The sequence below is a fragment of the Clostridia bacterium genome (genome assembly GCA_019683875.1).
GTDB lineage: Bacteria > Bacillota > Sulfobacillia > RBS10-35 > Bu92 > Bu92.
Genome location: JADGHN010000064.1, coordinates 1 through 10,455, shown reverse-complemented (window position 1 = coordinate 10,455; position 10,455 = coordinate 1). Strand labels below are relative to the sequence as shown.

The 10,455-nt window shown below is 70.5% G+C and carries 13 protein-coding genes and 1 tRNA gene; 13 read left to right on the top strand and 1 reads right to left on the bottom strand.

What is annotated here, in order from left to right:
- From IRZ18_06435 to IRZ18_06425, 3 genes are all read left to right on the top strand, one after another.
- Positions 1–751: M23 family metallopeptidase (locus IRZ18_06435; protein MBX5476742.1), on the top strand; the 751-nt coding region annotated here is incomplete at its 5' end.
- 37 nt (positions 752–788) lie between these two features.
- Positions 789–1,634 (top strand): site-2 protease family protein, encoded by an 846-nt coding sequence (locus IRZ18_06430; GenBank protein MBX5476741.1) that lies wholly within the window; start codon positions 789–791, stop codon positions 1,632–1,634.
- 142 nt (positions 1,635–1,776) lie between these two features.
- Positions 1,777–3,588 (top strand): Rne/Rng family ribonuclease, encoded by a 1,812-nt coding sequence (locus IRZ18_06425; protein ID MBX5476740.1) that lies wholly within the window; start codon positions 1,777–1,779, stop codon positions 3,586–3,588.
- Positions 3,589–3,596: 8 nt separating this feature from the next.
- Here the strand turns inward: IRZ18_06425 and IRZ18_06420 are convergent, their stop codons facing one another.
- Positions 3,597–3,998, bottom strand: coding sequence for a hypothetical protein (locus IRZ18_06420; GenBank protein MBX5476739.1), 402 nt, complete (start codon positions 3,996–3,998; stop codon positions 3,597–3,599).
- Between the two features lie 142 nt (positions 3,999–4,140).
- On the opposite strand from IRZ18_06420, the gene rplU reads away from it, so the two are divergent.
- The 10 genes from rplU (at position 4,141) to IRZ18_06370 (ending at position 10,329) form a co-directional block, all read left to right on the top strand.
- The gene (gene rplU, locus IRZ18_06415) at positions 4,141–4,452 is read left to right on the top strand and encodes a 50S ribosomal protein L21 (GenBank protein ID MBX5476738.1); all 312 of its coding nucleotides are present in this window, start codon (positions 4,141–4,143) and stop codon (positions 4,450–4,452) included.
- A gap of 2 nt (positions 4,453–4,454) precedes the next feature.
- On the top strand, positions 4,455–4,853 hold the full coding sequence (locus IRZ18_06410; protein MBX5476737.1) for a ribosomal-processing cysteine protease Prp: 399 nt from the start codon (positions 4,455–4,457) through the stop codon (positions 4,851–4,853).
- Positions 4,840–5,130, top strand: a complete 291-nt coding sequence (rpmA, locus tag IRZ18_06405) for a 50S ribosomal protein L27 (GenBank protein ID MBX5476736.1) — start codon at positions 4,840–4,842, stop codon at positions 5,128–5,130. The genes IRZ18_06410 and rpmA overlap by 14 nt, the downstream gene beginning before the upstream one ends.
- 71 nt (positions 5,131–5,201) lie before the next feature.
- Positions 5,202–5,765 carry a Spo0B domain-containing protein gene (locus IRZ18_06400; protein MBX5476735.1) on the top strand — a complete coding sequence of 188 codons (564 nt, stop codon included), beginning with the start codon at positions 5,202–5,204 and terminating at the stop codon, positions 5,763–5,765.
- A 4-nt stretch (positions 5,766–5,769) separates the two neighbouring features.
- The gene (gene obgE, locus IRZ18_06395) at positions 5,770–7,038 is read left to right on the top strand and encodes a GTPase ObgE (GenBank protein ID MBX5476734.1); all 1,269 of its coding nucleotides are present in this window, start codon (positions 5,770–5,772) and stop codon (positions 7,036–7,038) included.
- A 26-nt stretch (positions 7,039–7,064) separates the two neighbouring features.
- Positions 7,065–7,691, top strand: a complete 627-nt coding sequence (locus IRZ18_06390) for a nicotinate-nucleotide adenylyltransferase (protein ID MBX5476733.1) — start codon at positions 7,065–7,067, stop codon at positions 7,689–7,691.
- A 113-nt stretch (positions 7,692–7,804) separates the two neighbouring features.
- Entirely contained in the window at positions 7,805–8,302 is a 498-nt protein-coding gene (gene yqeK, locus IRZ18_06385; protein ID MBX5476732.1) for a bis(5'-nucleosyl)-tetraphosphatase (symmetrical) YqeK, read from the top strand.
- 7 nt (positions 8,303–8,309) lie between these two features.
- The gene (locus tag IRZ18_06380) at positions 8,310–9,632 is read left to right on the top strand and encodes an LCP family protein (protein MBX5476731.1); all 1,323 of its coding nucleotides are present in this window, start codon (positions 8,310–8,312) and stop codon (positions 9,630–9,632) included.
- Between the two features lie 3 nt (positions 9,633–9,635).
- On the top strand, positions 9,636–10,013 hold the full coding sequence (gene rsfS / locus IRZ18_06375; GenBank protein MBX5476730.1) for a ribosome silencing factor: 378 nt from the start codon (positions 9,636–9,638) through the stop codon (positions 10,011–10,013).
- Between the two features lie 240 nt (positions 10,014–10,253).
- Positions 10,254–10,329, top strand: a tRNA-Ala gene (locus IRZ18_06370).
- The last annotated feature ends 126 nt before the right edge of the window (positions 10,330–10,455 follow it).

Sequence of the window (10,455 nt, the reverse complement as noted above, 5' to 3'; positions counted from 1 at the left end):
CCGGGTGGCAGCGCGGCCGATCTCGGCGGCGCAGCCGGGACGGTGGGTCGCCGGCCGCGGGCCGCGTGCGATCGCGACCGGGCCCCTGGGCCTGCCCCGGTGGGCGTGGCAAAGCGCAGCCGCGGCCGCCGTGTTCCTCGCCGTCTTTTCCGCCGGGCGGGCGATGCCCGAGGCGCCGTGGCTGCGGGCGCTCGAACGGGCGCTGGGGCAGGACACCATCGTCGACTGGGCGCGGGCCGTGGCGCGGCTGGCGCCCGGCGGGCCGCTGGCCGGGCCGGACGCGCTGCCCGTGGGAGGGCCGCCGGCCGCGGGCACGCCGCCGGTGTTGCCGACCGGCCTCGGCGAACTGCGCCGGCCGCTGGACGGTGAGGCCGCGTCGTGGTTCGGCTTCCGCCAGATCGGCGGAAAGCCGCAGTATCACACGGGCCTCGACATCGCCGGCCGGCCGGGCGATCCCGTGCGGGTCGTGGCCGCGGGGACGGTCGCGTCCGTGGGCCGTTCGCCCGACGGCGCCGGCATCATGGTCGTCGTCCGGCACGCCGGCCCCTGGAGCACCGCCTATGTCCACCTGTCCGCAGCGAACGTGCGCGTGGGCGACACCGTGAAAGCCGGCGACATCCTCGGCCCCCTCGGCGCCTTCGCCGACCCCGGCAGCGGAGCGACGGCCGCTCTGCACTTCGAGTTGCGCGACGACGGCCACCCGGTCGATCCGGCCCCCTACCTCGGCCTCGTGCCGGCGAACGGCACCTGATCCCCGCATGATCGCCCTGCGCATCGCGGGGACGCGCGTGACGCTGAACCTCTGGGTCCCCGTCGCGCTCGCCGGCGCGTACGCGCTCGGGCTCGGGCCGGAGGCCGCGCTCGTCGCGCTGGCGCTGGCCACGCACGAGCTTGCGCACATCGTCGTCGCGGCCGCATATGAGCTGGACGTCGACGAGGTGGAGATCCTCCCGTTCGGCGGCCGCGCGCGCGTCGTCGGGCTGGAGCTGGCGGACCCGGGCGTCGAGGCGATGGTTGCCCTGGCCGGGCCGCTGAACAACCTCGTTCTGTACGCGGTGAGCGTCGAGCTCGGTCCGCGCCTGCCGCTGGACCCGCACCTGCTCCGGGTCTTTGCGGGGGCCAACCTGTCCCTGGCGCTCTTCAACCTGGTCCCGGGGCTGCCCCTCGACGGCGGGCGCGTGCTCAAGGCGCTCTTGGAGCCGACGCGCGGCGCGAGCGCGGCTGCGGCTGCCGCCGCGAAGGTCGGCCGCGCCGCGGCCGTGGCGATGTGCGGCGCCGGCGTGGCACTGGCGGGGTTCGGGCTGGCTGTGCCCGGCGTCTTCGTCCTCGCGTACCTCGTGTGGACGCGGGCCGTGCCCGAGCGGTGGGAGGCGGCGATGGCCGAACAACGACGAAGGCTGAGACGAGGCGACGTCCTGCGACGGCACGGGGTGCTGCCCGTGCGCACCCTCGCGGCGCATCCCGACGTGACCCTGGGACAGCTGGCGCGCCGGCTGGCCCCGCGGCGCGTGCACGTCATCGTGGTGGCCGGCCGGGATCTCGAGGTGCTGGGCGTCGTCGACGAGCAAGCGCTCCTCGAGGGCCTGCGCACGCTGGGCCCTCGCGCGACCGTCGCCGAACTCATCCGGCGCTAGCGGCCGCCGGGCGCGCCGGGCGGCGCGCTCAGGCCGGGGAAGTCGCGCGCGACTGCGCCGGAGCGGTCCGGTATAATGGTGACGATTGATGAGATTTCTGCTGATTTTTGAGATTTACGCCATTTCGTAGGAGTTGAGCGCGTTGGATCGCGAGATCGTGATCAGCGCGGAGGGTGAGGAGCCCCGCGTCGCGATCGTCGAAGACGGGCAGCTCGTCGAAATTTACATCGAACGTCCCCTGACGCAGCGCATTGTCGGCAACATCTACAAGGGCCGCGTGGAGAACGTCCTCCCCGGCATGCAGGCCGCGTTCGTCAACATCGGCCTCGACCGCAACGCCTTCCTCTTCGTCGACGACGCCCAGCCTGGCCGCATCGAGGACGAGGAGGACGGCGCGGAAGAGAGCCAGGCGTCGCCGCCGCCGAACGGGCGCCCGCGCTCCATCACCGAGCTTGTCCACGAGGGCCAGGAAGTGATCGTCCAGATCGCGAAGGAGCCCACCGGGACCAAGGGCGCCCGCGTGACGCGCAACCTGACCATTCCCGGCCGCTTTCTCGTGCTCATGCCCACCGCGGACTATGTCGGCGTGTCCCGCCGCATCCAGAGCGAGGAGGAGCGGGAGCGCCTGAAGCAGATCGCCTATCGGATCAAGTCCAAGGGCCTCGGCGTGATCGTCCGCACCGTCGCCGAAGGCCGTTCGGAAGAGGAGCTCCGCCAGGACTGGAAGTACCTCAAGCAGGCGTGGAACGAGGTGCGCGCCAAGAGCAAGCGGCTGCCGGCGCCCGCGCTCCTCTACAAGGACCTTTCGCTCGTCCAGCGCACGATGCGCGACCAGCTCAACGAGCACGTCACGCGGATCGTCGTCGAAGGCCGCGAGGAATTCGAGCGGCTCACGCGGTTTCTCGACGAGTTCGCGCCCGAATACCGCGACCGCCTGGAGCTGTACCCGCCGAACAAGTCGCAGTCGCTCTTCGGCTTCTACGGCGTGGAGGAGGAGATCGAAAAAGCGCTGAACCGCCGCGTGTGGCTGAAGAGCGGCGGGTACCTGGTGATCGACCAGACCGAGGCGCTCACGGCGATCGACGTCAACACGGGCAAGTACGTCGGCAACACGAGCGACCTGCAGGACACCGTCTTCAAGACGAACATGGAGGCGGCGAAGGAGATCGCGCGGCAGCTGCGCCTCCGCGACATCGGCGGCATCATCGTCGTCGATTTCATCGACATGGAGGTGGCGGAGCACCGCAAGAAGGTCGTGGAAACGCTGGTGGAGGCGACGCGTTACGACCACGCCAAGCCCACCGTGCTCGGCCTCACGCAGCTGGGCCTCGTGGAGATGACGCGGAAGAAGGGGCGCCAGAGCCTGCGCGACCTGCTGACCAAGCCGTGCCCGTACTGTGACGGGCGCGGCCGCGTGATGAACGAGGAGACGGCCTCGCGCCGCGTGCGCCGGGAGATCCGCAGGATTCTCCGCAACTCGGACGGCGAGGCCATCCTCGTCGAGGTGCACCCGTCCGTCGCGGCGCTGCTCATCGGCGCCGGCGGCGTCAACCTGCGGGAACTGGAGCGCGAGACCGGCCGGACGATCTACATTCGCGGGTCGGAGAGCTGCCACATCGAGGACATGAACCTGCGAGCGCTCGGCGACCGCGCCTCCGTGGAGGCCAAGGCCCTGCCGGTGAAGGTCGGCCAGCGGCTCGAGATCAAAGTCGAGGAGCCGCACGTGACGAACGCCGCGGACGGCATCGCGCGCATCGAAGGGTACGTCGTCGACATCGAAGGCGGCGGCAAGCGCGTGGGTGAGCGGCTGCTCGTCGAGGTCACGAAGGTGTTCCGCACCTACTGCAAGGCGCGCATTCTCGACAGCGCCCCGGGGAACGCAGCGCCCGGGAACCCGCCGGCGCCGCGACCGGCCGCCGGGCCCGGGCGCGGCGCGCAGGAAGCGGGAGCCTGAGCCGCCCGTCAGAAGCCCCAGAGGCCCGTCATCGCGGCGCGCAGGGAGACGGCCCACAGCGCGAAGCCAAGGAAGGCGGCGGTGCGCGGCTCGTGCAGCGGGTGGCCGGCCTCGGCGTAACGGCGGCGCAACCGGCCGCCGGGCCGCAGGGATTCCGCAAGCCCCGCGCCGATAAAGAGGATCGCGCCGTACATGACGTGGAGCGGCGTCGGCGGCCGCATCCCCGCGGCGTACATGGCGATGCCGAACACGGCCTGCAGGGCGAGCAGGGCCGCGACGGCGCGCAGGTACCACCAGTACGCGACGGCGACCCGCGGCCGGCGCAGCAGCCAGGCGCCGACGCCCCAGACCATGGCGACGAAATAGCCGGCGACGACGAGGTATGCGAGAGACAGGTGAATGGCGTTCATACCAGATTCATTTGACCACGAACGGGCGAGTCGCGCCACATTGGAGTCGGCGATCGTTGACGGTCGCCGCGCGCTCTGTTAACATTCACACTTGTGGATTTGTCGCTCGCGGGCGACGCTGTGAGCGTTCAGGAGGTTTCGGATGTACGCCATCATTGAAACCGGCGGGAAGCAGTACCGCGTGCGCGAGGGCGAGGTCCTGCGCGTGGAGCGCCTGCACGCCGAACCCGACAGCGAGGTCACGTTCGACCGCGTTCTCGCCGTCGGCGAAGGCGCGGAGCTGCGCGTGGGCACGCCCACGGTGGAGGGGGCGCGCGTCGTCGGGCGCGTCGTCGGCCACGGGCGGGATCGCAAGATCATCGTCTTCAAGTACAAGCCCAAGGTGAACTATCGCCGCAAGAAGGGCCACCGGCAGGCGTTCACCACCGTGCGCATCGACCGCATCGAGGGTTGAGCATGCTGCGGGCCGTCGTGCGGCGCGATGCCGCCGGCCGGATCCGCGAGTTGCACGTGCGCGGCCACGCGAACTTCGGCAGCTACGGCAACGACATCGTCTGCGCGGCCGTCTCGGCGCTCTCGCAGACGGCGCCGCTCGGCCTGGAACGCGTCGGCGCGCGGTTCGCGCACGACCAGCGCCCGGGCGCGCTGAGGCTCGTCGTCCCGGAGCAGCCGGACGCGCATGTGGACGCGCGCGCGCAGGACGTGCTGGAGACGATCGTGGCCGGGTTGGCCGCCATCGCTCGGGACTATGGAAACCATTTCCGTCTTGAGGACCGCGCGGGCGTGCGCGGCGCCGGCCGTGAGCCGGATCGAGGCGCCCGCCGGGGAAAGGGTGAAGACCATGCGCCAGTTTGACCTGCAACTGTTCGCCCACAAGAAGGGCGGCGGCAGCACGCGCAACGGGCGTGACAGCAACTCCAAGCGCCTCGGCGTCAAGCGCTTTGACGGCCAGGTGGTGACGGCCGGCAGCATCATTGTCCGGCAGCGCGGCACGCGTTTCCATCCGGGGCGGAACGTCGGCCGGGGCGGCGACGACACCCTGTTCGCGCTCGTCGACGGCATCGTCCGCTTCGACGGAAATGGCCACCGCAAGCGCGTGCACGTCGAACCTCTGTCCGTCGCGGCGGAGTGAACGGATGACCGCGTTCTCTTCGGGCGGCCTTGGCGGGCCGCCTTCTTTCTGCATTCGGGAAAGGTCGGACCATGGTGTGGCAGGACGCTGACATTCGCCTGTTGTCGGCCGTGTGGCGACACGACACGGCGAATGTGCTGCAAGTCGTCAGCGGGTGGTTGCAGATCGGCGAGCCGGCGCGGGCGGCCAGCCTCTTGCGCGCGTTCACGGACGATCTCTCGGCGGAAGGTCGCGCGCTGAACCGGTGCCCGGACTGGCTCGCGGCCGCGCTCGTCTGGACGGCAGCCACGGCCCGCACGGAGGGCACGGTGTGCCGCGTGCGGGGCGGCGACCGGGCTCCGGACGACCTTCCCGACTCCGAGCGCCGCGGCGTCCTCGACCTTCTGCGCGCCTGCCGTGAAGCGGCGGCGGCCACGGGCGCGGAACCGCCTCAACTCGTCCTGTCCGCAGGCTTGCCGGACGGGGACCTGGTCTGCGAGATCTGGTCGATGACGGGCGAGGCGGCATTCCGGCGCTTGGCGCCGGTCATGGCGGCGCTGGCCGGGAAGGTCGACGTCCAGCTCGAACCGGATGTCGAACTGGAGGACGGCGCGCGCGGCACCCGCATTCGCAGCCGCTGGTCGGTGATAAGCTAACGCCATGTTCGTCGACCGCGCCATCATTCGCGTCAAAGCCGGAGACGGCGGCCACGGCGCCCTCTCGTTCCGGCGCGAGAAATACGTCCCCTACGGCGGGCCGGACGGCGGGGACGGCGGCCGCGGCGGCGACGTCATCCTGCGCGCGGACGCGCGCCTCAACACCCTCTTCGAATTCCGCCATCGTCGCCTCCTCAAGGCCGCGCGCGGCCGCAACGGCCAAGGCAGCAACAAGCGCGGCGCGGACGGCGAGGATCTCATCGTCCCGGTCCCCGTGGGAACGCTCGTCTACGATGACGAAACGGGCGCGCTTCTCGCCGACCTCGTCGAGGACGGGGCGGAGGCGGTCGTGGCGAAGGGCGGCCGCGGCGGCCGGGGCAACGCGCGCTTCGTGTCGAGCGTGCGGCAGGCGCCGCGCATCGCGGAACGCGGCGAGCCGGGCGAGGAGCGCGTGATCCGCCTGGAGCTGAAGCTCCTCGCCGACGTGGGCCTCGTCGGCTTCCCGAATGCGGGCAAGTCCACGCTGTTGTCCGTCGTCAGCGCGGCGAGGCCCAAAGTGGCCGACTACCCGTTCACGACGCTGACCCCCCACCTGGGCGTGGTCGGTTGGTCCGGCGGCAGCTTCGTGATGGCGGACATCCCGGGCCTCATCGAGGGAGCGCACCAGGGCGCGGGCCTGGGGGACGAGTTCCTGCGGCATGTGGAGCGCTGCCGCCTGCTCCTGCATCTCGTCGACGCCGCCGCCACGGAGGGGCGCGACCCGGTCGACGCCCTGCACGCCATCGACGCGGAGCTGCGCGCGTACCGCGCGGAACTCGCGGAGCGGCCCCAGTGGATCGTCGCCACAAAGGCGGACATTCCCGACGCCGAGGACGGCATCCGTCGCCTGAAGGCGGAGGCGGAGCGGCTCGGCCGCCGTTTCTTCTCGATTTCCGCCGTGACGGGGCGCGGCGTCCGCGAGCTGGTGGAGGCGGCCGGCCAGGCGCTGCTTGAGTTGCCGAAGCCGAACGTCGCTCCCGAGCAGCCGTTCGTGCTGCGCGACGTGGACGACGAGACGGCGATCTTCGTCGAGCGGCTCGACGACGGCACGTGGGTGGTCCGTGGCCGTCGCGTGGAGCGCGCGGTCGCGATGACGGATCTCGACAATCGCGAGGCGCTTCTTTATCTTCAGCGCAGGCTCGAGCGCTGGGGCGTCGAATCCGCGCTGAAAAAGGCGGGAGCGCAACCGGGCGACACCGTCCGCATCGGCGCTTGGGAATTCGTGTGGGAGTAGGTCTGGCCTTGCCATCCATCGGTCTCATGGGCGGCACCTTCGACCCGATCCACCTGGGTCACCTCGTCGCGGCCGACGCCGCGCGCCACGCGCTCGGCCTGGACCGCGTGATCTTCGTCCCCGCCGGACAGCCGCCCCACAAGCCGGGCCGGGACATCACGCCGGCGGAACACCGGTTCGCGATGACGCTCCTCGCCACGCTCGACCATCCGGCGTTCGAGGTGTCGCGGATCGAGTTGGAGCGGCCGGCGCCGTCGTACACCATCGACACGCTGCGCCAGTTCCGGGAGGATCACCCGGACGCGGACCTCTGGTTCATCACGGGCGCGGATGCGATCCTGGAGATCCTCAACTGGCGGGAGCCGCAAGAGCTTCTCGCGCAGGCGCGCTTCGTCGCGGCAACCCGGCCGGGCTACCCGCTGCGGCGCCTGGAGGCGGTGAAGGAAGCCCTCGGCCCCTTCTCGCGGGACCGCATCCGCACGTTGGAAGTGCCCGCCCTGGCCATCGCCTCGCGCGACCTGCGGGAGCGCGTCCGCACCGGACGGCCGATCCGGTATCTCGTGCCGCGCGAAGTCGAAGCGTACATCCACAAGATGGGCCTGTACCGCGATCGTGGCGAAGGCCCTGGCGACGCCGGCGCCGTTCGGCCATAATGAGCCTGTCGACTTACGTCAACTCGCGGGGTGGCCGTGTGCTCAGTCGCGACGAAATCCGTGCCGTTCTGTCGAATCGTCTATCGAGGGAACGTTACGAGCATTCGTTGCGCGTGGCCGAAACGGCCAGGGAACTTGCCGAGCTTCACGGCGTCCAAGCCGAGGCGGCCGAACGCGCCGGCCTTTGGCACGACGCATACAAGGAGCTGCCCGCGGCGGAGCAGATCGCCCGCGCGAGAGAAAAGGGCATCCTGACGCCGGAGTACGAGGCGCACCCGCACCTGTTGCACGGCCCGCTGGCCGCGGCCTGCCTGCCGGACGACTTCGGCGAGACCGACGCAGACGTGTTGCAGGCCGTGCGGTTGCACACCACGGGCGACGCCGGAATGTCCCGGCTCGACATGGTCGTGTACCTCGCGGACCTTTTGGAGCCGGCTCACGATTTTCCCGGCGTCGACCGGCTCCGGGCCAGGGCTCGGGCCTCTTTGGAGGGCGGCATGGTCGCCGCGTTGGAACACACGTTGCAGTACCTCCTGCAGCGTGGCGCGTGGATCGATCCGAAAGCCCTGCGGGCGCGCAACACGCTGCTTCCGTACCGACAAGAGGAGTGAGTTCATCATGGCGCAGCCGGAACCGCTGCCGTCCCGACGCCGGTGGCGGCCCCGACGCCGCTTCTGGTGGTTCACGGGCACATTCCTGCTGGCCGTGCTTCTGGCCGTCACGGCCGGTTTCGGCTGGCTCTATTCGGTGATCACCGTGCCGAAGTCGGGCGGTGACCCGGGCGTGGACCCCGTGAGCGCCACGCCGCCCCCGGACCGCCGGATCAACGTCGTGATCATGGGGCACGACGTCGAAGTGATCCGCGGCCACCGTCAAGCCACGCGGACGGACACGATCATGGTGGCGAGCTTCGACCCGCTGTACCACGAGGTCGACATCCTCTCGATCCCGCGCGATACCCGGGTGCAGATTCCCGGGCGCCGCGGCTACGACAAGATCAACGCCGCCCACGCGTACGGCGGGCCGGATCTCACGGTGCAGACCGTGAGCGAGTTCCTCGGCGTGCCCATCGACGGCTACGTCGACGTCGGCGTGGAAGGGTTCCAGAAGATGGTCGACATCCTCGGCGGGGTCGACGTCTACGTGCCCTACAACATGAACTACGACGATCCCGTCCAGGACTTGCACATCCACATCCCGAAGGGGAACCAGCACCTCGACGGGTACCAGGCGATGGGCTTCGTGCGCGAGCGCTACCACGACCCGCGCGGAGACTTCGGCCGGATGGACCGCCAGCACGAGTTCATCCGCGCCATGGTCCAGAAGATGATGGAACCCGGATCCTGGCCGCGCGTGCCGAAGCTCATGGTGACCCTCGCCCGGTACGTCCGCACGAACCTTGACGCGTCGACCATGATGAAGCTCGCCGAAATCGGGCACTCGGCGGGTTCGGACGGGCTCGTGATGACCACGCTGCCCACCAAGGACCTGTGGAAGAACGGCGTCTCCTACCAAGAGGCCGACGCCGCCACGCTGAAGAAGTACGTGGACCGGTACGTGCGGGGCATCGATCCGGAACGGAACGCCGCCGTGGCGGTGCGGGTGCTGAACGGGACGGCGACGCCGCGGCTTGCGGCGTCCTGGGCCGAGGTGCTGCGGGGCATGGGGTACGACGTCGTCGCGGTGGGCAACGCCGCCAGCGCGGATCACCGCCAGACGGCGATCTACGCGAAGGAGCCGGGTTCGGTCGAAGCGAAGGCGTTGCTGCGCGTGCTGAGCGACAGGTGGCCCGGCGTGCAGTTGTATCCCGCCTCGGCGCTCGACCGCGCCGACCGGACGTCGCCCGCGCCGAGCGAGGGTTCCGAGGCGGCGCAGTGGACGGTGACCATCGTTCTTGGGCAGGATGTGAGCGGCGCGGCGGGCGCGTCGGCCAGCCGCTGACACATGGGTAGACTGTCTCAGGGGGTGTCGCCTTCGTTGGATGCCCGGCACGCGGCGGAACGGGTCGCCCAGCTGGCAGCCGACAAGAAAGCGAAGGACGTCGTGGTGCTCGACATGTCGGCCGTCACCATCGTCGCCGACTATTTCGTCATCGCCAGCGCGGGGAACCCGACGCATGCCCGCGCCGTGGCCGACGCGGTCGCCGAGGCCATGAGCGCAGCCGGCCAGCCGTTCCGGCACCAGGAGGGCTATCGCGAGGGCCGCTGGATCCTGCAGGATTACGGCGGCGTGCTGTTCCACTGCTTCCTCGAAGACGTGCGCCGGGCGTTCGACCTGGAACGCCTGTGGGGCGACGCCCAGCGCGTGGCCGTGTTGCCTTGACCGCGCTTCGCGCCGCCCCGTATAATGAACCGCGTCAAACGCAGATCGCGGCGATGCGCGGGAGTAGTACGCCGCAAGGCGCCCTGAGCGAGCCGGGAACCGGTGAGAGCCCGGCGGCGGTCCTCGGCGGAACTCGCCCGCAAGCCCCGCAGGTGAAGCACGGGCGCGGCGCGCTCGTGCCAGCCGCGGCGTGGAGCCCGCGTTACGGGCTGGAGAGCGGATAAGGCTCAAAGTTTTCGTGGGGGTATAGCTCAGTTGGGAGAGCGCGTGAATGGCATTCACGAGGCCAGGGGTTCGAATCCCCTTACCTCCACCAAGTTTTTGCCGTAGGCGCAAAGCCGAGGCGAGCTTTATCAATTAGGGTGGTACCACGGGCGCGGGCCCCGCCCCGAACGGACGGGGCCCCCCCCCGTTAGTAGCGCCGCGCCGGGGGGGCGGCCCC

Coding starts and splice junctions, on each gene's coding strand:
- rplU (MBX5476738.1), top strand. CDS start 4,141: ATGTACGCCATCATTGAAACCGGCGGGAAGCAGTACCGCGTGCGCGAG.
- IRZ18_06390 (MBX5476733.1), top strand. CDS start 7,065: ATGGGCGGCACCTTCGACCCGATCCACCTGGGTCACCTCGTCGCGGCC.
- IRZ18_06420 (MBX5476739.1), bottom strand. CDS start 3,998: ATGAACGCCATTCACCTGTCTCTCGCATACCTCGTCGTCGCCGGCTAT.
- obgE (MBX5476734.1), top strand. CDS start 5,770: ATGTTCGTCGACCGCGCCATCATTCGCGTCAAAGCCGGAGACGGCGGC.
- rsfS (MBX5476730.1), top strand. CDS start 9,636: ATGGGTAGACTGTCTCAGGGGGTGTCGCCTTCGTTGGATGCCCGGCAC.
- rpmA (MBX5476736.1), top strand. CDS start 4,840: ATGCGCCAGTTTGACCTGCAACTGTTCGCCCACAAGAAGGGCGGCGGC.
- IRZ18_06380 (MBX5476731.1), top strand. CDS start 8,310: ATGGCGCAGCCGGAACCGCTGCCGTCCCGACGCCGGTGGCGGCCCCGA.
- IRZ18_06410 (MBX5476737.1), top strand. CDS start 4,455: ATGCTGCGGGCCGTCGTGCGGCGCGATGCCGCCGGCCGGATCCGCGAG.
- IRZ18_06400 (MBX5476735.1), top strand. CDS start 5,202: ATGGTGTGGCAGGACGCTGACATTCGCCTGTTGTCGGCCGTGTGGCGA.